Below are 25,210 nucleotides of genomic sequence, written 5' to 3' on the forward strand. Positions count from 1 at the left end.
CTTTATTGTTTTTTAAGCCATTTGTCGGCTGTGTCGATGTCTTTCTGCCTCGGAGGCGTAGCATGCTCAAATTTGATTTTAGGCAGAGCCTTTATTGTACGGCTGTCTATTTTGTAATATTTTTCAAATATCGGTGCAAAGTGCTGCAGCCCATATTTATTTATGGTGTCGCATGCGGCATTGTATCCTTTCAGAAACTCCTGCAGTTGCTGCTTTCTCCTCTTGTCTGTCATGGCCTTGCTTCTGAATGCTATCACGCCCAGGCGCATGTCCTTGTCGCGGCTGTCCATGAGCACGTCGTTCTTATATATTCGTGCCGTCGTTGCTTGCGGCTCTGTCAGCAGCATTGCGTCCATCTCGTTGTTGAGAAGCATCTGCAGCCTTAGCGCTACGTCGTTAATCTGCACCTTGAACACCTCTTCAGGTTTTAGTTTAACGCTGTCTGTGGCATAGTCGGCAAGCAGGGCCGTGGCAGAAAATCTTGCCATGGCTATCATCTTGTCGTTAAGCTGCTTTATGTTTCTGATACGCGCCTTGCGGTTGCTTATCAGCTGCCAGTAAGTGTTGGTGGCACTGATGTAGTCGAGACCGGTGCCTTTGGCTTTCATGCGCTGTCCTCTTACCAGGTCTGTAATTCCGCCTTCAGTCTTTTCCGCCTTCAGGGCTGCGTCACAGTCAATCTGCGACATAAACTGCTTTAGCCTTATGTCTGCCTTGGCCGTGTCGAAGAGGCATTGCTCCTTGGCAACATACATGGGGAGACAGTCGAGCGTGGGCAGCACTCCTACTTTAAATGCCAGCGAGTCTTCTTTTTTCCTTTTCTCATATTCGGCCTTTGACTGTTTCCTGGCTTCCTCATACGATTGTCCGCATGCTGTAAGAATCAAGGTTGACAGTAGGAAAATGACAATATGTTTGGCTTTCATATTTTTTTATAAAGATTAAAAGGGCAGCCCGGCTTTTATACACGGGCCGCCCTTCCGGTTTTATTATTAATGTGCGATATTAGTCATCCGTATTTATTGATGTTGCAAAGTTAGCGATTTATTTTGTAACTCAAAAAATAATCACTAATTTTGTATCGAAAAGGATAGTGGGCGGTGAATGTCTGTTTATTGCCTGACATGTCGGCGATTAGTGACTTTTCGTTTTTAAGGCCTTCATGTGCCCCCTTTACGTTTTTATATTATATAAAGGTTATGGCTAAAGACAAGATAGCTTATGTATGTTCCAACTGTGGTCAGGAGTCGGCAAAGTGGATTGGCAAGTGTCCGAGCTGCGGTCAGTGGAACACGTTTAAGGAAATCAGAATATCATCAGATGCAGGCCAAATGGCTGCCACGTCGGCCGCTGCTACAGTGAGGCGCACATTAAGAAACGGCGAGAGCCGCGCCGTGTCTCTTTCGGAGATAACGGCTGTAGACGAGCCTCGCATGGACATGCACGACGCCGAGCTGAACAGAGTGCTTGGCGGCGGGCTTGTGCCTGGCTCGATAGTGCTGCTTGGCGGAGAGCCTGGTATAGGAAAGAGCACGCTCACGCTTCAGACGATATTGCGGATGCCCGAACGTAAGATTCTGTATGTTAGCGGTGAGGAAAGCGCCCAGCAGCTGAAGATGCGTGCCGACCGCATTGAGCATGGCGACAACGACGGTTGCCTGATTCTTTGCGACACCTCGCTCGAGAGCATATTCAGGCATATCAAGGAAATAGCGCCGGAGATAGTTATCATTGACTCTATACAGACAATAAGCACCGAGACCGTTGACAGCTCTGCCGGAAGCATCTCACAGGTGCGCGAGTGCGCATCGGCCTTGTTGCGCTTTGCCAAGTCGAGCGGCATACCTGTTCTCCTTATCGGGCACATCAACAAGGAAGGAAGCCTGGCAGGACCGAAGATTCTTGAACACATCGTTGATACGGTGATACAGTTTGAGGGCGACCAGCATTATATGTACCGTATTCTGCGCTCAATAAAAAACCGATTTGGAAGCACTTCGGAGCTGGGCATTTATGAGATGCGCAACGACGGACTGCGCCCCGTGAGCAATCCGTCGGAACTGCTGCTTACGCAAGACCACGACGGACTGAGCGGCGTGGCCATATCCTCGGCCATTGAAGGCGTGCGCCCGTTTCTTGTAGAGACGCAGGCGCTCGTGTCGACGGCAGCATACGGAACGCCGCAGCGCAGTGCGACGGGCTTCGATCAGCGAAGACTCAACATGCTTCTGGCCGTACTCGAAAAGAGAGTGGGCTTTAAGCTGATGCAGAAAGACGTGTTTATAAACATAGCAGGCGGACTGCGCGTAACTGATCTTGCGATGGACCTTAGTATTATTGCTGCCGTGCTGTCGAGCAATGTCGACACGGCCATCGAGAGCGGCTGGTGTATGGCTGGTGAAGTGGGACTGAGCGGTGAGGTGCGCCCTGTTAGCCGTATTGAACAGCGTGTGGCTGAGGCCGAGAAGCTTGGCTTTACGCATATAATAGTTCCGGCAAACAATATGCAGAGCCTTAACAAGGCAAAGAGCAACATAGAGATTGTGCCCGTGCGCAAGGTTGAAGAAGCGTTGAGAGCATTGTTCGGATAGCCGCGTTGGGCGCCTTAGAGTTTTCTGTTTTTCTGACGTTTAACGCGTCCAGAATGGCTATTCTGACGGCAAAGTCGTTGCTTGGCCGGAAAATATACTATTTAATATGTTTTTATGTAATACGCTTATATACAGCGTGTTACATAAAATACAAGGGAAAGCCGTGTTGCATTAATTTATAAAAGGTATGCTTTTACAGCCTAAAAGGTGGCCTTTTAGGTTGCAAAATGTATGCTTTTGCCCCTCCGTTTGGCTTGTTTAGTTCTTGAAATTCATTGGTTTTTGCCCTGAAAAACACTGATTTTGGCGTTATATGGGCATATTTTTGTCATTTATTGCATGTAAAAGTGTAATATATTTCTCTATTTCGCAAATTTATATTGTAATAACTTTTTACTGCGTTCGGTGTGCCTTCCGTCAAAAAGTTTTCTGTTCTTGGTTTCCGTCGTGCAATGCCTCCAACAGCTGAAGCATGTTCATCAGTATGCCGTTTTTATATAAAAGAGAATTATCCTGCTAAACGCTGTGAGGCCGTTTTTGTGTCCTGCCGTTTCTTGTTTCAGCAGATTAAATATTGTCAGTATTATGCAGCTGCGGCAATGCCGTGTAAGTTGAAGCCCGTCGGCGCAAGATGCAAATGCAGCATTAATGCTTGCACATTTGCATGGATATGTGCCGTTTATCAGGTTAAATGCCGTGCAGGGCTTAAAGTTTTTTATGAAAATACGGCAGTTATTCAGACTTAATACTTATCTTTGCGAAATGTTTTAAACAAAAAATAATGTTATAAAATATGAAACTGATCGCTGACAGCGGAAGTACAAAAACAGACTGGTGTGTGATGGACGGCAGCCGTGTCGTCCAACGCATGGCGGGGCAGGGCATCAACCCCTTTCAGCAGTCCCCGCCGGTTATCCTTAAAACAATAACAGACGACGTGGTTTCAAAGATTACGTGTGCCGGAGATATTGACGAGGTCTATTTTTATGGCGCAGGATGCCGTGAGGAGATGAAGCCCATGATGCGTGGCATATTGTCAGAGTGTTTCCCGGGTGCCGTAAAGGTGGATGTAGAAACCGACATGCTCGGTGCTGCGCGTGCCCTGTTTGCCGATGAACCCGGCATTGCCTGCATATTGGGTACAGGGGCAAACTCGTGTATGTATGACGGTAAGAACATCACAGGCAACGTGCCGCCGCTAGGCTATATCCTTGGCGATGAAGGCAGCGGGGCTGTGCTGGGCAAGCTCTTTGTCAACGCGATGTTCAAGGGCGGTGTTTCTGATGCAGTGCGCGACGGCTATCTGAGCGAGTCGGGACTTACGCTTGCGGATATAATAAACAGGGTTTACCGCGAGCCTCTGCCAAACCGCTTTCTGGCAAGCATGTCGCTGTATGTTCACAGGCATCTTGACGATGAGAGAGTAAGGCTGCTCGTGGTGGACAATTTCCGTAATTTCTTTAGACGCAACGTTGCCCTCTATAGCCATGACGGCTATGCCGTAGGCTGTGTCGGCAGCATGGCATATTGTTATGGCAGTCAGCTGGCAGAGGCAGCGCGTATGGAAGGTTTTGAGGTGGCAAAAGTGCTTAAAAGTCCGATGGAAGGACTCGTGGCATATCATTCTCGTTGATAAGGTGCATGTTTTTGTAAAGATAAAGTTATTTGGCTAAATAAAAAATGTGTATTTATGATTAATCTTTGCAAAATAAATTGTACCTTTGCATGCGTTTGTATATAATTACATTTTTTAAATAAAATATATATGTATTTTATCTTGTTAGTTACCGTTTTGATAACGGCTGTTTTCTTGGTAGTGGCTGCTTTTGTCATCGCTAAGTTGATAGGTCCGCGTACGTACAACAAGGTTAAGGGAGAGCCATTCGAGTGCGGTATACCGACTCACGGTTCTTCGTGGATACCTGTGCACGTGGGCTACTATCTGTTCGCAATCCTTTTCTTGGTCTTCGACGTGGAAACAGTATTCCTCTATCCGTGGGCCGTTGTAGTTAAGGAGTTCGGCGTGATGGCTATGGTCAGTATCGGATTCTTTTTGTTAGTCTTAGTGTTTGGCCTTGCTTATGCATGGCGGAAAGGAGCGTTGGAATGGAAGTAAAGAAACCAGTAATCAAGAGTATTCCTTATGCAGAGTTTAAGGATAACGAGACCCTTGAGAGAACCATTCAGGAACTTCATGAGGGCGGAGTCAACGTCATTGTAGGCTCTCTCGATGAAGCTATCAACTGGGGACGCTCAAATTCTTTGTGGTCATTGACTTTTGCCACAAGTTGCTGTGGTATCGAGTTTATGGCAGTAGGTTGCGCCCGTTATGACTTTGCGCGCTTTGGCTTCGAGGTTACACGTAACTCTCCACGTCAGGCCGACCTCATAATGTGTGCCGGTACGATTACTCATAAAATGGCTCCTGTGTTCAAGCGCCTTTATGACCAGATGGCAGAACCGAAATATGTTGTTGCCGTCGGCGGATGCGCTATATCAGGCGGACCGTTCAAGAGCAGCTATCATGTTGTGAGGGGAATCGACGAGATTGTGCCTGTAGACGTTTACGTTCCGGGCTGTCCTCCGCGCCCCGAGGCAATTCTGTATGGCATGATGCAGCTTCAGAGAAAGGTGAAGATAGAGAAGTTCTTCGGTGGAGTGAACCACAAGGAGAAAAAGCCTATCATTGTTGACGGTAATGATGTTGACGAAGAAAAACTGAAGCAGGCATCGGCTGCGCTGAACGATGTTGATTCGTCTGTTTCTAAATAATTAAAAGGGAAGCAATGAAATTAGAAAATAAAGTATTCGAACTGAAGGATTTTGCCCGCGAGATGGCAAAACTGAAGAATGAGAAGCATTTCGACTTCCTCGTTACTATCGTAGGTGAAGATTTTGGTGAAGAAGGACTGGGAGCTGTTTACATCCTCGAAAACACCGAAACACACCAGCGCATGAGCGTAAAGGCTGTTAATGCCGACCGCGATAACGCCTATATCCCAACAGTGAGCAATCTGTGGAAGAGCGCCGACCTGCTTGAACGTGAGGTTTACGACTTCTACGGAATAAAGTTCCTCGGACATAAGGACATGCGCCGCTTGTATCTTCGTTCAGATTTCAATGGATATCCTTTCAGAAAGGACTATGACATGAGTCCTGAAAACAACAAGTATACATTGGAGGATGATCCGGAGCCCGACTACACCGTTGAGTATAACCTTAACGAAGACGGCACGCTGAGCGAGACGAAGCACAAGCTCTTCACAGAAGACGATTATGTGATAAACATAGGTCCTCAGCACCCTGCCACTCACGGTGTGCTGCGTCTGCAGACAATCCTCGACGGTGAGGTTATCAGAAAGGTTTATCCTCATTGCGGATATATCCACCGTGGAGTAGAGAAGATGTGCGAGAGCTATACATATCCGCAGACATTGGCTCTGACCGACCGTCTTGATTACCTTTCAGCCATGATGAACCGTCATGCGCTTGTGTCGGTTATCGAAGAAGGTATGGGCATTGAACTTTCTGACCGTATTAAGTATATCCGCACCATAATGGACGAGCTTCAGCGTCTTGACTCTCACCTGCTGTTCTACAGCTGTTGTGCTCAGGACCTCGGAGCGCTCACTGCATTTATTTATGGTATGCGCGACCGCGAGCAGGTGCTTAACGTTATGGAGGAGACCACCGGCGGACGACTCATTCAGAACTATTATCGTATTGGCGGATGCCAGGCCGACATCGACCCGAATTTTGTCAAGAACGTTAAGAAACTCTGTGAGTACATCAAGCCGATGTTCAAGGAATATCACGACCTCTTTACAGGCAACGTTATTCTGCAGAACCGTTTCAAGGGTGTTGGCGTGCTCTCTAAGGAGGATGCTATATCTTATGGATGTACCGGAGGTACCGGACGTGCTGCAGGATGGCACAATGATGTCAGAAAGTATCATCCTTACGACCTCTACGGCAAGGTTGATTTCAATGAAATCACTTACAACAACGGTGACTGCTTTGACCGTTATATGGTTCGTATGGACGAGATGGAGCAGAGCGTGCGCATTCTCGAACAGCTTATCGACAACATTCCTGAAGGCGACTTCTATATCAAGCAGAAGCCTATTATAAAAGTTCCTGAAGGCGAATGGTACACAAGTTGTGAGGGCAGCCGTGGCGAAATTGGTGTTTATCTCAGAAGCGACGGCGGCAAGAATCCTTGCCGACTCAAGTTCCGTCCTATGGGTTTGCCGTTGGTTTCAGCCATGGATGAGATTTGCCGCGGTGAGAAGATTGCCGACCTTATATCAATCGGTGCAACTCTCGACTACGTCATCCCTGATATTGACAGATAATCAAAAGTATAAAAGTGCATGATGGCCGTATGGCTCTTGAATGCCTTTTATTATTTGAATTTCATAATATATTTAAATTTAAGCAAAGTGTTCGATTTTAGTATAGTAACAACGTGGTTTGACGGCCTTCTCAGAGATACTCTGGGATTGGGCAATTTCTTGTCAATCCTTATTGAATGCGTTTTGGTTGGGCTTATTATTCTTATGGCCTATGCCATGCTCGCCATTGTGCTTATATATATGGAACGTAAGGTCTGCGCCTTCTTCCAGTGCCGTCTTGGCCCGATGCGCGTAGGAAAATGGGGTATCTTCCAGGTCTTTGCCGACGTGGTTAAGATGCTTATAAAAGAAATCTTCCCTGTTGACAAGGCAGATAAGCTTTTGTATGCAATAGCTCCGTTCCTCGTTCTTATCGGAAGTGTTGGCGCTTTCTCTTTCATGCCATGGAACAAGGGAGCTGCTATTCTCGATTTCAACGTAGGTATCTTCCTGCTTACAGCTATATCAAGTATAGGTGTAGTTGGTATCTTCCTTGCCGGTTGGGGTTCTAACAACAAGTATTCTGTTGTGTCTGCTATGCGTGGAGCCGTACAGATGATATCTTATGAGATGTCTTTGTGCCTCTGCCTTATCACGGCTGTAGCCTTGACTGGAACAATGAGCCTGACTGGTATTGTTGAGTCGCAGAACGACGGATGGCTTGTTTTCAAAGGCCATATCCCTGCTATTATAGCTTTCCTCGTATTCCTCGTTGCAGGTAATGCTGAGGCTAACCGTGGTCCGTTCGACTTGGCTGAGGCTGAGAGTGAGCTTACCGCCGGTTACCATACAGAGTATTCTGGTATGGGATTCGGTTTCTTCTACTTGGCTGAATACCTCAACATGTTTATCATTGCAGGCGTTGCGTCAACAGTGTTCCTCGGAGGATGGATGCCTCTGCATGTAGCAGGACTTGACGGATTCAATGCCGTAATGGATTACATCCCCGGCATTGTATGGTTCCTGGCCAAGACTTTCTTCCTTGTATGGATACTGCTTTGGATCAAATGGTCTTATCCTCGTCTTCGTATCGACCAGATACTGAAGCTCGAGTGGAAGTATCTTATGCCGCTGAGTCTGCTTAACCTTGTGCTGATGACTATCGTCGTTGCTCTGGGATGGCATTTCTAAGATGTTAAATTACTGAAAATTAAAAATTATTGAATTTACAGATTAAATGCAGAAAACTGTTGTTCATTGATTCTTTAATTTCTTAACGTAAAAAATAATGGAAGATAATAATAAATCTTATTTTGGTGGAATTAAGTTTGGTCTGAAGTCTTTGCTTACAGGTCTTGGTGTCACCTTCCGTGAGTATCTTACAAAGAAGGTTACAGAGCAGTATCCGGAGAACAGAAAGACCACGCTCCATGTTTCGCCGCGCCATCGTGGACGCCTTATAATGCCACAGGATGCTGAAGGCAACAATAAGTGCATCGCATGCAAACTTTGCGAGATGGCTTGTCCTAACGGTACGATTAAAGTCGTACAGAAGACAATTGAGACAGAGGACGGTAAGAAAAAACGTGTCCTTGATGATTATATTTATGATTTGGGCGAATGTATGTTCTGTGAGTTGTGTGTAAACGCATGTCCTCATGAGGCCATTAAGTTTGTGAACGACTTTGAGAACTCAACCTTTGGAAGAGACAAGCTGGTCTTGCATCTTGACAAAGAGAAGTTTGAGCCTGCATTGCCGAATATCGAGGATGGCGGTACTCCATTGGAGATCGGTGTCTTTAATACTAAAATTAAATAAAAGGAGAACGTAGATATGGCTAATATGGTAATGTTTATAATTCTTGCTGTTGTCATTTTAGGTTCTGCACTTATGTGCGTAATGACAAAGCGGATAATGAGAGCGGCCACTTTCTTGCTGTTCGTTCTTTTGGGTGTTGCAGGTTTATACTTCCTTCTTGACTACACTTTCCTTGGCGCAGCCCAGATAAGTGTTTATGCCGGAGGTGTGACTATGATTTATATTTTTGCAATACAGCTCGTAAGCAAGCGCACATTGCAGGGACTTGTAGAGCGTTTGAAAGGTAGCCGCGTTGTATTTGGCGCGCTTATAACCTTGATAAGCCTTGTCACGGTCGTTGCAGTGTTCTTGAAGAACAAGTTTATCGATATGGCAGTGCAGATGCCTGATGAGGAAGTTTCAATGAATGTCATTGGCAACACTTTGATGGGTTCTGAGAAATATCAGTATGTGCTTCCGTTCGAGTTTATCTCTGTATTCTTGCTGGCTTGCATTATTGGTGGAATCGTAATATCTAGAAAGGAGTAATAATTTATGATACCAGTAGAATATTTCTTTGTGCTTTCAGCACTGTTGTTTTTTATCGGTGTATTCGGATTTATAACCCGTCGCAACCTGATTGCAATGTTGATTTCTGTTGAGTTGATTCTCAACTCTGTTGATATCAACTTTGCAGCATTCAACCGCTTGTTGTTCCCCGGACAGATGGAAGGTTTCTTCTTCACTTTGTTCAGCATAGGCGTAAGTGCTGCGGAAACAGCTGTTGCAGTGGCAATTATTATTAATGTTTACCGCAACTTCAATAGTGATCAGGTGAACTGTATTGAAAACATGAAAAATTAGTGCGTTATGGATTATGGTTTTGTATTTTTAATACTCTTGTTACCGGCGCTGACATTTATTTTACTCGGATTGGCGGGTATGAAGATGTCGCATAAAGTGGCCGGTCTTATCGGAACATGCTCTATCGCTGTTGTTACAGTGCTTTGCTACTACGCTGCGTTTGAGTATTTTCTGGTTCAGGGAAGAGACGCTGCCACAGGTCTTTATCCTACGGTAACGGCATTTGATATTACATGGCTTAGATTTTCTGAGCTGCTGACATTTAATATCGGTTTCCGCATCACTCCGATTTCTGCGATGATGCTTATCGTTATATCAACAGTCAGCCTGATGGTCCACATCTATTCATTCGGCTATATGCATGGAGAGAAGGGCTTTCAGCGTTACTATGCGTTCTTGAGCCTGTTTACAATGTCAATGCTCGGATTGGTTGTAGCTACAAACATCTTCCAGATGTATCTGTTTTGGGAGCTTGTGGGAGTTTCTTCTTATCTCCTTATCGGCTTCTACTATCCTATGCATGCCGCAGTGGCAGCTTCAAAGAAGGCATTTATCGTAACACGTTTTGCCGACTTGTTCTTCCTTATCGGTATTCTTATCTACAGCTTCTATGTAGGTACGTTTAATTACGATCTGTCTCAGATGTCACCTGCACAGATGACAGCGCTCAATCAGGCCGGTTGGATTATGCCTACTGCATTGTTCCTTATGTTTATCGGTGGTGCCGGTAAGAGTGCAATGTTCCCGTTGCATATCTGGTTGCCCGATGCTATGGAAGGTCCTACACCTGTCAGTGCACTTATCCACGCAGCAACCATGGTTGTTGCCGGAGTTTATCTCGTGGCAAGTCTGTTCCCGATATTTGTCAAGTTTGCGCCGGAGGCTTTGCACTGGGTTGCCTATATAGCAGCGTTTACAGCTTTCTATGCAGCAGCTGTTGCATGCTGTCAGAGCGATATCAAGCGTGTGCTTGCATTCTCAACAATTTCTCAGATCGGTTTCATGCTTGTTGCTCTTGGCGTATGTATGCCTGATCCTGAAACAGGAGCTGTTGCCATGACTGCAGAATATGCTGATGCAAACGGACTTGGTTATATGGCCGGAATGTATCATCTGTTCACACACGCCATGTTTAAGGCTTGTCTGTTCTTGGGTGCCGGTTGTATCATCCATGCCGTTCATTCTAATGAGAAGATGTACATGGGTGGACTGCGTAAGTATATGCCTGTAACACATTGGACATTCCTTATCTCATGTCTTGCAATTGCAGGTATACCGTTCTTCTCAGGATTCTGCTCTAAGGATGAAATCTTGGTAGCTTGCTATAACTTCTCACCTGTAATGGGTGCGATAATGAGCGGCATTGCTGCTATGACAGCATTCTATATGTTCCGTCTGTATTATGTAATCTTCTGGGGCAAGAGCTATTATGAAACTCACAAGGCAGAGGGCGCACATCAGCCTCACGAAGCTCCGCTGACAATGACAGTACCTCTTATCATTCTTTCTGTCATAACAATGTTGGTAGGTATCTTCGGTACATTGCATGTATTTGAGTTTGGCGAGTTTGTTTCTGCCAACGGTGTTGCATTCGGCACACATACCAACTGGTTTGTTGCAGGGGTCAGCACAGTACTTGCAATATGCGGTATCGGTCTTGCTACTTATATGTATAAAGGTGAGGAGACTCCTGTTGCAGACATGCTTGCCCGTAAGTTCCCGAAACTTCATCGTGCAGCTTACAAGCGTTTCTACATGGATGAGGTATGGATGTTTGTTACACATAAGATAATCTTCAAGTGTGTGAGCACTCCATTGGCATGGTTCGACCGCCATGTTGTTGACGGAGCTATGAACTTTATGGCTTGGGGTACGAATGAAGCCGGAGAAAGCATACGTGGCTGGCAGAGCGGTGACGTGCGCCAGTATGCAGTATGGTTCCTCACAGGTGCTATTGCATTAGTGTTGTTATGTATTTGTCTATAAAAGAAAACCGGTAAAATGAGTATATTAAGTTTATTTGTAGTTTTTCCCGTACTGATGCTGTTGGGTCTTTGGCTGGCCCGCAACCTTAATCAGGTACGTGGCGTAATGGTTGCAGGATCATCATGTCTTTTGATTTTGTCAATCTGGCTTACGGTAACATTCATACAGATGCGTGCTGGAGGCAACACAGACGAGATGTTGTTCACATACAGCATTCCTTGGTTTGCGCCGCTGAACATTGCCTACTCTGTAGGTGTTGACGGTATATCTGTGGTTATGCTTCTGCTTTCAAGCATCATCGTGTTTACTGGTACTTTTGCATCTTGGCAGCTGAAACCCATGACAAAGGAATACTTCCTGTGGTTTACTCTGCTGAGCACCGGTGTGTATGGCTTCTTCATCAGCACCGACCTGTTCACAATGTTTATGTTCTATGAGGTTGCCCTCATCCCTATGTATCTTCTTATCGGTGTATGGGGTAGTGGTAACAAGGAGTATTCAGCAATGAAGCTTACTCTTATGCTCATGGGCGGATCTGCATTGTTGATTCTTGGTATTATCGGAATCTATTTCGGTAGCGGTGCAACCACGATGAACATCCTTGAGATTGCAGCAATGCATAATATTCCTGTTGAAGTTCAGAAGGTGTTCTTCCCGTTCGTGTTTATCGGATTCGGTGTCCTCGGAGCACTGTTCCCGTTCCACACATGGAGCCCCGACGGTCACGCATCAGCGCCTACAGCTGTGTCAATGCTTCACGCCGGCGTGCTTATGAAGCTTGGAGGTTATGGCTGCTTCCGCATTGCCATGTTCCTTCTGCCTGATGCTGCTCACGAGCTTGGATGGATATTCCTGATCCTGACAACAATCTCTGTTGTATACGGTGCTCTGTCTGCATGTGTTCAGACCGACCTGAAGTATATCAATGCATATTCCTCTGTTTCTCACTGCGGTCTTGTATTGTTCGCATTGCTTATGATGACCAAGACAGCTTGCACAGGAGCTATTCTTCAGATGCTTTCTCACGGATTGATGACAGCCTTGTTCTTCGCCCTCATCGGTATGATCTACGGCCGTACACACACACGTGACGTACGCAAGCTTGGCGGTCTGATGAAGATTATGCCTTTCCTCAGCGTGGGTTATGTTATCGCCGGTTTGGCTAACCTCGGTTTGCCGGGCTTCTCAGGATTCGTAGCTGAGATGACAATCTTTGTCGGTTCTTTTGCTAATAACGATGTGTTCCACCGTACATGTACAATCGTAGCTTGTACAAGTATTGTTGTTACGGCTGTCTACATCTTGCGTGTTGTCGGCAAGATTCTTTATCAGAAGGTTGCTGATCCTCATTATCTGACACTTACCGACGCAACATGGGATGAGCGCGTGGCTGTATGCTGCCTTATATTCTGCGTAGCAGGACTTGGTCTTGCTCCGTTGTGGGCCAGTGAGGTTATCGACAATGCAATGATACCAATCCTTGACCAGATTAACAATGTTTCAGCTATTGCATCAATATAATAAATCAGCAGAAAAATGAATTACAGTCAATTTCTTAATATGATTCCGGAAGCCACATTGATGGCTATCCTTATTATCGTCTTTATTGCCGATTTTGCATCATCGCGCAACAGTGAGCGCAAGTGGTTCAATCCGCTGGTTTGCATTCTGATGCTTGCTCAGGTGATTATCAACATCTTCCCGCAGGAGCCGGTTTCGGCATTTGGCGGAATGTATGTTACAACATCGGCTGTGAACGTTATGAAGACTATTCTGGCTGCAGGTACACTCATTGTGCTCATTCAGAGCCGTAAATGGCTGAGCCGTCAGGATACATCTTTCAAAGAAGGCGAGTTCTACATGCTAACTGTTTCAACCCTGCTCGGTATGAACATGATGATGAGCGCCGGCCACTTCCTGATGTTCTTCCTTGGACTCGAAATGGCATCTGTGCCTATGGCATGTCTTGTTGCGCTCGACAAATACCGTCATAATTCAGCTGAGGCAGCAGCCAAGTTTATCCTTACTGCTACATTCTCAAGCGGAATAATGCTTTATGGTATTTCGTTCATCTATGGTGGAGTAGGTACTCTCTACTTCGATGACGTTGCAACAGTTCTTGCTCAGAAGCAGAACCTTACAATGAACGTAATGGGTATGGTATTCTTCATGAGCGGATTAGGATTCAAGATCAGCCTTGTTCCTTTCCACTTCTGGACTGCCGACACATATCAGGGTGCTCCTACAACGGTTACAGGTTATCTTAGCGTAATATCTAAGGGTGCTGCCGCATTTACACTCATGGCTATCCTCATGAAGGTGTTTGCTCCGCTCACTCCGTATTGGACTTACGTTATGTACGTGCTCGTTGTGCTCAGCATCACCATCGCCAACCTGTTTGCCATCCGCCAGAAAGAGCTCAAGCGCTTCATGGCCTTCAGTTCTATCTCACAGGCAGGTTACATCATGCTGGCAGTTATTGGCGACAATGCTCTTGGCGTAGCTGCCCTGTCTTACTATGTGCTGGTTTATGTAGTGGCCAACCTTGCAGTATTCACCGTAATCAGCGTTGTTGAGGAAAACAACAATGGTGTTACCAAGATGGATGCATACAACGGCTTCTATACAACTAATCCCAAACTGTCGTTGCTTATGACGTTTGCGCTGTTCTCTCTCGGTGGTATTCCTCCGTTTGCAGGTATGTTCAGCAAGTTCTTCGTCTTCATGGCAGCATTGGAGGAAGGTTCTGTACTTACTCACATAGTAGTGTTCGTTGCTTTGATCAACACAGTGATAAGTCTTTACTACTATCTTCTCATTGTTAAGGCAATGTACATCAAGTCTGCCGAGAATCCTCTGCCTACATTCAAGAGTGACTGCAACACAAAACTGGCTCTTGCCATCTGCACAGCCGGTGTGCTTCTTTGCGGTGTGTGCAGTTTCTTCTATGACTGGATATGGGCATCAATTTAATGTTGAAGTTTAGTTGACAAAAACATTATAACAAGCGTGGCCAAAGACATGGTTTTACACCGGTCTTTGGCCATGTTGTTTTTCAGAGCCTTGCATCTCAATTTATGTCTGCCTTGCATCCCATGTTTTTCCTTTGGTTATAAATCGTCCATTTCTGATAGATTTGCCGGTAAAAAATATTGTCAAAATTATTTTCCGTTCTAGAAAAACAAATCCACAATATTCTTGTTTCTTGCCGTTTTTCATGCACTTCAGCCTGCTTGTTCATGCATATTTTGTTGTTTTCTGCCTGAAACACATTGGTTTGCGCTGCAAAAATCAGCCTTTTGCGTTGCAAAAGACGGCTTTTTGCATTGTAAAATGTGCCCTTTTATGATGCAAAACGTGGTCTTTTGCATTGTCTGATTTCCGCTATATTTTCTTGTTTGGGCTAATCTCTTGATATACAGCGCGTTAAGCGTGAAGTGCGATTTTACGGTAAATCTTTCTTTTAGGCTGTTATTTTCTCGCCATGCCACTTTTGGAGCCCTTAACCGGAAAGGGGCTATTAGCTGCTTGTTCCTGAATATCCCATTCTGTTCAGAATATTTTAGCCGCAGTTGCGGCTCATTATTAGTGCATGTAAGCTCATATTTGTTGGTAAATTATCGTAGAATGTCGTTATTTTTATGTATGTTTGCATCACGAAAAAATGATTTGCGATGGAGAATCTGAAAGATAAAAAGATTGCAGTGCTGCTTTCCGGCGGAGTAGACAGCTCAGTGGTGGTTTATGAGTTGGCCCGTCAGGGATTGCATCCCGATTGCTTTTATATAAAGATAGGTCCCGAGGAAGAAGAGGAGTGGGACTGTTCGAGCGAGGAAGACCTCGAGATGGCCACAGCCGTTGCTGCCAGATATGGCTGCAGGCTGCAGGTGATCGACTGTCATAAGGAGTATTGGGAGCAGGTTACTAAATATACTATGGACAAGGTGCGCAACGGTCTTACGCCTAATCCTGACGTGATGTGCAACCGTCTGATAAAGTTTGGAGCTTTCGACCAGAAAGCCGGGCACGATTATGACTTGATAGCAACAGGGCATTATGCACAGACCGAAATCATAGACGGGCAGAAGTGGCTCGTTACAAGTCCCGATCCGGTGAAAGACCAGACCGATTTTCTTGCCCAGATATACGACTGGCAGTTGCGCAAGGCATTGTTTCCAATAGGACATTACATGAAGGAAGAGGTGCGCGAGATTGCCGAACGCGAACATCTTGTTAACGCCAAGCGTAAGGACAGTCAGGGCATCTGTTTTCTTGGAAAGATAAATTATAATGATTATATACGGCGCTATCTTGGTGAAAACCCCGGCGACGTGCTCGAGTTGGAGACAGGAAAGAAGCTTGGCAAGCACAAAGGCTTGTGGTTTCACACTATAGGTCAGCGCCACGGACTCGGTTTCGGAGGCGGACCCTGGTATGCGGTCAAGAAGGACATGAAGCAGAACATACTTTATGTAAGTAAGGGATATGAGCCGCTTACGGCTTATAAGAAAGACTTCAGCATACATGATTTCCATTTCCTTACATGCAATCCTTGGGGCGATGCCGGTGAGGTAAGCGTAACGTTCAAGATACGTCATACGCCCGAATATCATCCGGCAAGGCTCGAACGTAAGGCAGATGGCGAATATGTGGTGCATTCAGAACATCTTATACAAGGCGTTGCTCCCGGCCAGTTCTGTGTGGTTTATGATGAAGACCATCACAAATGTTTCGGCAGTGCTGAGATTTCATGGAGCGAATAGCTCGCTCCACGGATATTGTCGTCAGCAATTATTTTGATGTAAAGGAAAGAAATGTGTAACAGAAAAATCATACGATTATGTTATTGTCAACAACTCAGACCATTGAAGGCAGACCTGTAAGGGAGTATCTCGGCGTAGTGACGGGCGAGGTTATTGTAGGCGCCAATGTGTTTAAGGATTTTCTGGCAGGCGTCAGAGATTTCTTCGGAGGCCGTAGCAGCTCTTATGAGGGAGTGTTGCGCAAGGCTAAAGACAATGCGCTGGCAGAGATGACGCAGCGTGCCGAGGCTCTTGGAGCCAATGCCGTTGTCGGTATTGATCTCGATTATGAAACTGTAGGCGAGTCAGGCTCAATGCTTATGGTGTCGTGCAGCGGAACAGCAGTGATTCTTTAGGCTGTATGTCTGTGGCGTTATAGCCAATTTTGCTTTATTGATTTTTATGACGGCTGCTTATTCTGTAATGAGTTTGTAAGCCGTCAAGTGGCTTATGCTAATAATTCTTAACTTTAAATGTTTGCCTATTTTGTGTAAAAGTTGTAACTTTGCACTCTAAAATTAAATCAAAGAAATAAATTAAAGATGACTCACAATTTGTTGAAAGGTAAGCGCGGTATTATTTTCGGCGCGCTTAATGAAGAATCCATAGCATGGAAAGTAGCCGTGAAGGCTGTAGAAGAAGGCGCCTCAATAACCTTGAGCAACACAGCAATGGCGCTGCGCATGGGTACACTTGATCAACTGAGCAAGCAGCTCAACGCTCCTGTCATAGCAGCTGATGCTACAAGTGTTGAGGATTTGGAGAAGGTATTTGCCGAGTCTGTTCAGCTGCTTGGCGGAAAAATCGACTTCGTGCTCCATTCTATCGGAATGAGTCCTAACGTGCGTAAGCACCGTACATACGACGATCTTGATTACAATTATCTGCAGAAGACTCTCGACATTTCTGCCATCTCTTTCCACAAGATGTTGCAGGTTGCCAAGAAGCAGGATGCCATTGCCGAGTATGGTTCAGTGGTTGCCCTCACTTATGTTGCAGCTCAGCGTACATTCTTCGGTTACAACGATATGGCAGACGCCAAGAGCATGCTTGAGAGTATAGCACGCAGCTTCGGATATATTTATGGACGTGAGAAGAATGTCCGCATCAACACAATCTCTCAGTCGCCTACACCTACTACAGCAGGTAAGGGAATTAAGGACATGGACAACCTGATGGATTTTGCCAACAAGATGTCTCCGCTCGGCAACGCTGATGCTGAAGAGTGTGCAAACTATTGCGTAATGATGTTCTCTGACTTCACACGTAAGGTGACAATGCAGAATCTTTATCATGACGGTGGATTCTCTTCAATGGGTATGAGCCTTCGTGCCATGAACCAGTATGCTAAGGACCTTGCTCCTTATGAAGATGAAAACGGAAAGATAATCTACGGATAATACGTTTTTTCAACAGTACTATTATAAGCGAAAGGACAATGCCCATGTGGGTATTGTCCTTTTATTTATGTTTGCCAACTAAAGATTTTTTGTTCTTTACAGTTATTCTGGTCCTGCGGTATTTTGTTTTTTCGTTAGCGGTTTTTCCAGTTTTCGCTTAGTAAATTCCACGAATCCCTGAATGACGGCATGCTTTCAAATATCAAGTTGGCTCCTTCGTCTGCAAGCATCTTTTGTGGCAGCGGACCTGTGTTTACGGCAACGGTGAATACGTTGGCAGCAACTCCGGCTCTTACTCCCAGGGGAGCATTTTCAACAACAATGGCTTCCCACGGCATGACGCCCGCCTTCTTCAGTCCGCATAGGTAGGGCTCTGGGTTGGGTTTTCCGTGTTTCACGTCAAAGCTGCTGATTATCAGTTCATGGTGTATAAGTCCGTTGAACTCGCTTTCTAATTTTTCCAGCAAACTTCTTTGCCCGCTTCCTGTTACAACAACAATTTTTAGACCGTCAGTTTTTATTTTTCTCATAAGTTCTTCAACGCCATCCATCTTCTCTGCTTTGGGGCATTTTCTGAACTCGTTTGATTTCTCTTCATACATGTTGGCGGCTTCTTCGTCTGTCAGTTCTTTGTTCCATTGGCGCTTGGCCAATAGCTTTATCGTTTCAACACCCCTCATCCCTTCATATTGGTAGGCTTCTTCCGGTGAGATATTCAGTCCGAATCTCTCCATCGACTTATGCCAACTGACAGCATGAAAGGGCATGCTGTTATATAGAACTCCGTCCATGTCAAAAAGAACGGCTTTGGGCTTAAAAGCCTCAAAGCCGTGTCTTTCTAGATATTGTTTAATTTCTTTTTCAAACATAATATGTCATATAGTTTGATTATACGCACATACGCAGATTTACTTGCGCTTATTTTGCGCTTTTAGCGTACCTTCTTAGTCCTTTATCCATGAATCACTCATGGCTTTTCCGGATATGATTATTTCTCTTTTGCGAGGCGTTCTTTTATTGCCTTGCTGTCTTCCTCGTATCCGGGTTTGTCAAGAAGGGCAAACATGTTCTTCTTGTAAGCCTCAACACCGGGCTGGTTAAACGGATTGACTCCTAATATATTGCCGCTTATACCGCAGGCTTTTTCAAAGAAGTAGATAAGCTGTCCGATGTAGTATTCATTCAGCACAGGAACTGAAATTCTGATGTTTGGCACACCTCCGTCAACATGTGCGAGGCGTGTTCCAAGCTCTGCCATCTTGTTCACTTCGTCAACACGTTTGCCGGCAAGGAAGTTCAGACCGTCAAGATTTTCCTCGTCGTTAGGGAAGAGGAGTTTCTTTGCAGGCTCTTCAATGCTGATAACAGTTTCGTATATTGAGCGTTCGCCCTGCTGAATCCACTGTCCCATAGAGTGAAGGTCTGTCGTGAAATCGCATGAAGCAGGGAATATACCCTTGTTGTCTTTACCTTCACTTTCGCCGAACAGCTGCTTCCACCATTCGCTGATGAAGTGCAGTTTGGGCTGGTAGTTAACCATTATTTCGATTTTCTTGCCTGCCTGATCATAAAGTCCGTTGCGTACAGCAGCATAAACGGCAGCAGGGTTCTCTTCATAGGCAACATCCTTTCCGCAGGCTTTTTCCATGTCGGCTGCACCTTCAACAAGTTTGGTAATGTCAAATCCAGCACATGCTATTGGCAGAAGACCTACAGGAGTGAGCACAGAGAAGCGTCCGCCTACGTTGTCTGGAATAACAAATGTCTTGTAGCCTTCCTTGTCGGCAGCTGCTCTTGCAGCACCTTTCGTTGCATCAGTAACGGCAACTATGACTTTCTTTGCCTCTTCTTTGCCTCTTTGCTCCTCGCATTGTTTCTTCAGCAGTCTGAATGTGAGGGCCGTCTCTGTTGTTGTTCCTGATTTAGATATGTTGATTACGCCAAATTTCTTGTCTTTAAGATATTCAGTCAGCTCATACAGATAGTCTTCGCCGATGTTGTTTCCTGCGAAAAGAATTGTTGGGTTGCTCTTGTCGCCGATTAACCATGAGAAAGAGTTGCTCAAGGCTTCAATCACTGCACGTGCTCCAAGGTAGCTTCCGCCGATACCTGCAACGACAATAGCCTCGCAGTTTTCGCGTAAAGTGTTTGCGCAGTCTTGTATTTCTTTCAGAAATTCAGGTGTTATAGATGATGGCAAATGTAGCCAGCCTAAGAAATCATTGCCAGGGCAAGTGCCGTTTTCAAGAGCCTCTTGTGCCTCTTTTACTTTAGCTTCATAATTTTTTACTGTTCCTTCTTTAAGAAACTGAACGGCTTTAGATACATCTAATGTGATATTTTTCATTGCTTATTGATTTTTGTGATTCTTATCTGAAAGAATCGGTTAATAGCTTTATTTCAATTTGTGGAGATATGCGTTCGTACAAAATGTTGTAAACGGCATCAAGGATAGGCATGTTTACATGGCAGTGGCGGTTAATCTCTTTCATGCATTTTGTGCCAAAATAGCCTTCGGCAATCATTTCCATCTCAATCTGAGCACTCTTTATGCTGTATCCTTTGCCGATCATTGTTCCGAATGTGCGGTTTCGCGAGAAGTTGGAATATCCTGTAACAAGCAGGTCGCCAAGATAAACTGAGTCGGTTATGTTACGGTCTATAGGATGTATTGTCTTGAGAAAGCGCGACATCTCCTGTACAGCATTGGACATAAGTACCGATTGGAAGTTGTCTCCATACTTAAGGCCGCTGCATACTCCGGCTGCGATCGCATAGACATTCTTCAGCACTGATGAGTATTCAATGCCGATAACATCGCTGCTGATTTTAGTTTTGATGAATTCGCTGGCCAGTATCTCAGAGAACGCCAGCGCCTTTTCGCGGTCGCTGCATCCTACAGTCAGGTATGAAAGACGCTCAAGAGCCACTTCTTCCGCATGCGACGGACCTCCAAGACATGCCAAGTTTTCGTAAGGAACATCATAAACCTGATGGAAATATTCTGAACACACCAGGTTCTCGTCAGGCACAATACCTTTTATTGCGGTAATTACGAATTTGTCTTTAATTCGTGTCTTCAGCTTTTTCAGATGATTCTTGAGGTAAGGTGAAGGTGTAACGAATATAAGAGTGTCGTATGCCTGAACGATTTTGTTGATGTCGCTCGAGAATTCTATTTCGTCAATGTTGAAGCGAACGCTTGTAAGATATGCCGGGTTGTGTCCGAGCCTCCTGAAGTCTTCTATGCGGTCGTCACGGCGCATATACCATCCTAAATGATGTGTGTGCCCCACCACAATCTTGGCAATGGCGGTAGCCCAGCTTCCGCCGCCAATAACTGCTATTCTTCCGCAATCGTACATCTTTTCGATTTATGATTTATTGTTTATAATCCGTGCATAAAATGTATTTATGCATTGCGGTGACAAGCCGGCAGACTTTATGGCCTGCCGGTGTGTCACCGCATAAGAATTATTCGTTATCAGAATTGTTTACGTTCTCAATCCATTTCGCAAAATCGTCTACTTTGGGATTATCGTAGCCGAGTTTGTATTTCTTGTTTATTCCGCATACGTCCATTTGCAGTTTCTGCGGATTAACATCCTTGATGTCTGATGTAAGATTATAGCCGCATTTGTTGAACACGGGCACCCATTCTTCAGGCACACCAATAGCCTGCCATTCGGCAACGGTGCTCTTCGGAGCCTTTTTCTCCGGGCGCATCTGCGGGAAGAACAACACTTCCTGAATAGACATTTCGCCTGTCATTAGCATAACCAGACGGTCGATACCGATGCCGATACCGCTTGTAGGCGGCATTCCGTACTGCAGCGCGCGCAGGAAGTCTTGGTCGATAATCATTGCTTCGTCGTCGCCCTTGTCGGCTAGTTTCATCTGTTCGATGAATCTTTCCTCCTGGTCAATCGGGTCGTTAAGCTCAGAATATGCGTTGGCAAGCTCCTTGCCGTTTACCATAAGCTCAAAGCGCTCTGTCAGTCCGGGCTTGCTGCGGTGCATCTTTGTAAGCGGAGACATCTCTACAGGGTAGTCGATGATGAATGTTGGCTGTATGAATGTACCCTCACAGAATTCGCCGAATATCTCGTCTATCAGCTTGCCTTTGCCCATGGTGTCGTCTATTTCCATGTTGAGCTTCTTGCATACTTCGCGTATCTGGTCCTCGTCCATTCCGTTGAGGTCGTATCCTGTCTTCTCTTTGATGGCGTCAAGGATAGGCAGACGGCGGTATGGAGCCTTAAAGCTTATCACGTTGCCGTTGACTATGCTTTCGGGCTTTCCGTTTACGGCGATACATATTTTCTCAAGCAGCTGCTCTGTGAACGACATCATCCAATTGTAATCCTTATACTGTACGTACAGCTCCATGCAGGTGAACTCGGGGTTGTGAGTGCGGTCCATACCTTCGTTGCGGAAGTTTTTGCCTATTTCGTAAACACCTTCGAATCCTCCTACAATGAGTCGTTTCAGATACAACTCTGTTGCGATACGCATATACATCTCAACGTTCAGCGCGTTGAAGTGGGTTATGAACGGGCGTGCAGATGCTCCGCCTGGGATAGACTGCAGTATTGGGGTTTCAACTTCAGTGTATCCTGCCTCGTCGAGAGAGTTTCTCAGAGTTCTCAACACGGTGGCACGTTTCAGGAATGTCTCCTTCACGCCGTCGTTGACAACGAGGTCTACATAGCGCTGGCGGTAGCGCAGCTCCGGGTCTTCAAACTTATCGTATGCCACGCCGTCTTTATATTTAACGATAGGCAGCGGCTTTAAGCTTTTCGACAGCAGTGTCAGGCTCTGTGCGTGTACGCTGATTTCGCCTGTCTGTGTTCTGAATACGAAGCCTTTAACGCCGATGAAGTCGCCGATGTCGAGCAGTCTTTTGAAGACCTTATTATACATGTCCTTGTCTTCGCCGGGGCAGATGTCGTCGCGTGTGATGTAAACCTGTATTCTTCCCTTTGAGTCTTGAATCTCGGCGAAAGATGCTTTACCCATTACGCGGCGGCTCATCATGCGGCCTGCTATGCATACCTCTCTCTGCGGCTCTTCGTCTTTGAATTCCGCTTTAATGTCTGTTGAGAAAGCATTTGTTGGATACTCGGCGGCAGGATACGGGTCGATTCCCATATCGCGCAGCTCCTGAAGACTTTGGCGTCTGCCAATTTCCTGTTCACTTAGTTCTAAAACGTTCATACTTAGAATTGTTCTTTTTTGATGAATGCAAAGTCTTCTCGCTTACGGTGACTGATAGGTCTGTCAGCGGAGCAGACTTTTCATACGGTAAACAACCTGGACCTAATGCAGACAAAAGACTTTTGTCTGAAAAGATGTTGTTTGGCTTGTGCAAAAATACAAAGAATTTTGGAATATATGGACGTTATTTTGAAGAATATCTCAAAAATATCTTAAATAGGTGATGTTGTCCTTCGGCGTAGTGTTGCGTGTGGTTCGCATTTTCCGCTTTTTGCTTTCTTTTTGATTTTTCATGACGCTCTCATACTGCATAATTCTGTATTCTAAATCTTTTTTGCGTAAATATCGCAGTTTGGAGTGTGCATGCGTAAAGTGCAGTATGCCAACGGTATACTGCCAATGTTATGCAAAGTGTGCAGTTGGGCGATGCCTTATATAATGCAAAAGGCCACCTTTTGCACTCTAAAAGGTAGCCTTTTACGCCTTAATATGTAGTATTTTATATGACGATTTATATTGTTTTATCCCCCCAAAAAGCTATGTTTTAGCATGGCTGATGCCTGATTTTAGACTGAAAATGGTCGTTTTCCGCGCTCAAATGGCACGTGTGCTGCCGTTCCGTTTGCTGTTTTGCCTGCCTGAGAGTGCATACAGTCAACTTACGTTTTGTGCGGAATGCAGCCGGTATTCTTACATTCTGCATTCTTATGTTGCCTCCGTATACGGCCCGTCGCATATGTTGCCGGCTTGGCGTCAGACATGAGTTTCTGTCGGTTGGACGTGTTATTTTATCACCGATGCACGTATGATTTTTATGTCTTCAATGGGGCGGTCGTTCTTGTCGGTCTCAACCTGTTGTATGCTGTCAACGGTTTCAAGCCCTTCAATTACTTCTCCGAACACCGTATACTGTCCGTCAAGGTGAGGGGTACCGCCTAAGCGCTTGTAGGCTTCCCTTATTTCGGGTGTCAGTTTCACTGTTCCGCCTGTGTTCTTGTCCAGTTTCAGCTGCACGTCGTCGAGCATGCTGTCGTTGAAACGGCGGCCGTAGACGATGTAAAACTGAGATGCCGACGACTCTCTTTCTGGGTTTACATTGTCGCTTTCGCGTGCTGCTGCCACGGCTCCGCGCTTGTGGAATAGGGCAGGATACATTATTTCGGCCTTCACCTTGTAGCTTTCGGGCGAGTCGCCAAGCAGCTGTCCCGGGGCGGCATGTCGGCTCGCGCTGTCGCCTGTCTGTATCATGAATCTGTCTATCACGCGATGAAACAGCAAACCGTCATAGAATCCTTCCCTCACAAGCTTGATAAAGTTGTCGCGATGGCGCGGCGTCTCGTTGTATAGTGCTATGCGTATGTTTCCCTTTGTCGTTTCAAGCATCACCTCATGGCGAAGCGTGTCTGCCGTCTGTGCCTGTCCTGCAACAGACATCAGCAGGGCCAAGGCTGTTATTATAAGTGTCTTCATCTTTATCCTTTGTTTGCTGTCGTTGTTCTTATGGTCGTCTGTCGTGGCATAGTCATTCTGCAGTCTCCTCTGCATATATCCTGTCGAATATTTCTTTCAGCCGCGCAGGCTGTATTATCAGGTCTCTTATCTGCTTCAGGCTTTTCTCGTTCTCCGAGCCGGGTATCCAGAGCTTGATATATCCGTGGGCCGAATACTTGTTTTCAAGATGTTCGCAGAAGCGTTTCCATTGTTCCTCTTTGTTCTTTTCAGGATAGTGGTCTATGCCATATTCTATTGTCCTTCTGAACACTGTCTCTGGCTCTAGGTCGCGGTCAGCCTCGGCCACTATCTTTCCGTAGATGCTTCGTGGCGCGTGCGAGGCTGATGCTCTGTGGTCTTCAACGGCCTCTTTCATTATTTTTATCTGCTCTGTCGAGAACCATTTGCGCAGGCGCATGTCGGCAGCCAGAATCTTTCCGCTCGTTACGTGGTGTATGGCGCGCGGCCCTTCCAGTCCAAGGTCGTGGTATGCTGCCGTGGCATAAGCCATGTTGACGTCGGCTCCAATCTTCTGCGCCAGCTTGATCGAGCGGTTTATCACGCGTGTAACATGAGTAAGATTGTGAGCTTTGTCAAATTCGGCATAGCGAGGCAGTATATCTGTTTCGATAAAAGCCATAAGGTCCAGACTTACATTCTTGTCAATCATAGCTTTAAGAATCATTAATTTCTTGCAAATATACGATATAATGTTTACTTTTGCAAG

At 45.7% G+C, this 25,210-nt stretch carries 22 protein-coding genes; 15 read left to right on the forward strand and 7 right to left on the reverse strand.

Going from position 1 to position 25,210, the window contains the following annotated elements; translation table 11 throughout:
- Positions 1-2: 2 nt before the first annotated feature.
- Positions 3-926, reverse strand: a complete 924-nt coding sequence (locus EJL04_RS02940; RefSeq protein ID WP_125104015.1) for an ABC transporter substrate-binding protein — start codon at positions 924-926, stop codon at positions 3-5.
- Positions 927-1,199: 273 nt separating this feature from the next.
- Here EJL04_RS02940 and radA point away from each other — a divergent pair, with 273 nt between their 5' ends.
- The 15 genes from radA (at position 1,200) to EJL04_RS03015 (ending at position 17,775) form a co-directional block, all read left to right on the forward strand.
- Positions 1,200-2,591 carry a DNA repair protein RadA gene (gene radA, locus EJL04_RS02945; protein WP_125104016.1) on the forward strand — a complete coding sequence of 464 codons (1,392 nt, stop codon included), beginning with the start codon at positions 1,200-1,202 and terminating at the stop codon, positions 2,589-2,591.
- A 793-nt stretch (positions 2,592-3,384) separates the two neighbouring features.
- Complete coding sequence (locus EJL04_RS02950; protein ID WP_125104017.1) at positions 3,385-4,224, forward strand: ATPase; 840 nt, start codon at positions 3,385-3,387, stop codon at positions 4,222-4,224.
- A gap of 132 nt (positions 4,225-4,356) precedes the next feature.
- Positions 4,357-4,707 carry an NADH-quinone oxidoreductase subunit A gene (locus tag EJL04_RS02955; protein WP_021854186.1) on the forward strand — a complete coding sequence of 117 codons (351 nt, stop codon included), beginning with the start codon at positions 4,357-4,359 and terminating at the stop codon, positions 4,705-4,707.
- Positions 4,698-5,363 carry an NADH-quinone oxidoreductase subunit B gene (locus tag EJL04_RS02960; RefSeq protein WP_021854185.1) on the forward strand — a complete coding sequence of 222 codons (666 nt, stop codon included), beginning with the start codon at positions 4,698-4,700 and terminating at the stop codon, positions 5,361-5,363. Before EJL04_RS02955 ends, EJL04_RS02960 begins: the two co-directional genes overlap by 10 nt.
- Positions 5,364-5,377: 14 nt before the next feature.
- Positions 5,378-6,946, forward strand: a complete 1,569-nt coding sequence (locus EJL04_RS02965; RefSeq protein ID WP_021854184.1) for an NADH-quinone oxidoreductase subunit D — start codon at positions 5,378-5,380, stop codon at positions 6,944-6,946.
- 87 nt (positions 6,947-7,033) lie between these two features.
- A complete protein-coding gene (gene nuoH, locus EJL04_RS02970; protein WP_125104018.1) occupies positions 7,034-8,116 on the forward strand; it encodes an NADH-quinone oxidoreductase subunit NuoH in 1,083 nt (360 codons plus the stop codon).
- Between the two features lie 97 nt (positions 8,117-8,213).
- On the forward strand, positions 8,214-8,744 hold the full coding sequence (locus EJL04_RS02975; RefSeq protein WP_021854182.1) for a NuoI/complex I 23 kDa subunit family protein: 531 nt from the start codon (positions 8,214-8,216) through the stop codon (positions 8,742-8,744).
- 15 nt (positions 8,745-8,759) lie between these two features.
- Positions 8,760-9,272 carry an NADH-quinone oxidoreductase subunit J family protein gene (locus EJL04_RS02980; protein WP_021854181.1) on the forward strand — a complete coding sequence of 171 codons (513 nt, stop codon included), beginning with the start codon at positions 8,760-8,762 and terminating at the stop codon, positions 9,270-9,272.
- Between the two features lie 6 nt (positions 9,273-9,278).
- Positions 9,279-9,587: an NADH-quinone oxidoreductase subunit NuoK gene (nuoK, locus tag EJL04_RS02985; RefSeq protein WP_021854180.1), complete on the forward strand. Its 309-nt coding sequence runs from the start codon at positions 9,279-9,281 to the stop codon at positions 9,585-9,587.
- 6 nt (positions 9,588-9,593) lie between these two features.
- Positions 9,594-11,573 (forward strand): NADH-quinone oxidoreductase subunit 5 family protein, encoded by a 1,980-nt coding sequence (locus EJL04_RS02990; RefSeq protein ID WP_021854179.1) that lies wholly within the window; start codon positions 9,594-9,596, stop codon positions 11,571-11,573.
- A 15-nt stretch (positions 11,574-11,588) separates the two neighbouring features.
- A complete protein-coding gene (locus tag EJL04_RS02995; RefSeq protein WP_021854178.1) occupies positions 11,589-13,094 on the forward strand; it encodes a complex I subunit 4 family protein in 1,506 nt (501 codons plus the stop codon).
- A 15-nt stretch (positions 13,095-13,109) separates the two neighbouring features.
- Entirely contained in the window at positions 13,110-14,546 is a 1,437-nt protein-coding gene (locus EJL04_RS03000) for an NADH-quinone oxidoreductase subunit N (RefSeq protein ID WP_021854177.1), read from the forward strand.
- A 701-nt stretch (positions 14,547-15,247) separates the two neighbouring features.
- A complete protein-coding gene (gene mnmA / locus EJL04_RS03005) occupies positions 15,248-16,336 on the forward strand; it encodes a tRNA 2-thiouridine(34) synthase MnmA (protein ID WP_125104019.1) in 1,089 nt (362 codons plus the stop codon).
- A gap of 77 nt (positions 16,337-16,413) precedes the next feature.
- Entirely contained in the window at positions 16,414-16,731 is a 318-nt protein-coding gene (locus tag EJL04_RS03010) for a heavy metal-binding domain-containing protein (protein WP_021854174.1), read from the forward strand.
- Between the two features lie 186 nt (positions 16,732-16,917).
- A complete protein-coding gene (locus tag EJL04_RS03015; protein WP_125104020.1) occupies positions 16,918-17,775 on the forward strand; it encodes an enoyl-ACP reductase FabI in 858 nt (285 codons plus the stop codon).
- 134 nt (positions 17,776-17,909) lie between these two features.
- Here EJL04_RS03015 and EJL04_RS03020 read toward each other — a convergent pair whose 3' ends face one another.
- The 6 genes from EJL04_RS03020 to EJL04_RS03045 form a co-directional block, all read right to left on the reverse strand.
- Positions 17,910-18,644, reverse strand: coding sequence for an inorganic diphosphatase (locus tag EJL04_RS03020; RefSeq protein ID WP_125104021.1), 735 nt, complete (start codon positions 18,642-18,644; stop codon positions 17,910-17,912).
- A 119-nt stretch (positions 18,645-18,763) separates the two neighbouring features.
- Entirely contained in the window at positions 18,764-20,122 is a 1,359-nt protein-coding gene (locus tag EJL04_RS03025) for a glucose-6-phosphate isomerase (protein WP_125104022.1), read from the reverse strand.
- 22 nt (positions 20,123-20,144) lie between these two features.
- Complete coding sequence (locus EJL04_RS03030) at positions 20,145-21,140, reverse strand: NAD(P)H-dependent glycerol-3-phosphate dehydrogenase (RefSeq protein WP_053398469.1); 996 nt, start codon at positions 21,138-21,140, stop codon at positions 20,145-20,147.
- Between the two features lie 109 nt (positions 21,141-21,249).
- Positions 21,250-22,992 (reverse strand): lysine--tRNA ligase, encoded by a 1,743-nt coding sequence (gene lysS, locus EJL04_RS03035; RefSeq protein ID WP_125104023.1) that lies wholly within the window; start codon positions 22,990-22,992, stop codon positions 21,250-21,252.
- 783 nt (positions 22,993-23,775) lie between these two features.
- Positions 23,776-24,462 (reverse strand): peptidylprolyl isomerase, encoded by a 687-nt coding sequence (locus tag EJL04_RS03040; RefSeq protein ID WP_125105285.1) that lies wholly within the window; start codon positions 24,460-24,462, stop codon positions 23,776-23,778.
- A gap of 52 nt (positions 24,463-24,514) precedes the next feature.
- Positions 24,515-25,153, reverse strand: a complete 639-nt coding sequence (locus tag EJL04_RS03045; protein WP_053398468.1) for an HD domain-containing protein — start codon at positions 25,151-25,153, stop codon at positions 24,515-24,517.
- Positions 25,154-25,210: the final 57 nt, after the last annotated feature.

The organism is Prevotella marseillensis (assembly GCF_900625065.1).
Lineage (GTDB): Bacteria > Bacteroidota > Bacteroidia > Bacteroidales > Bacteroidaceae > Prevotella > Prevotella rara.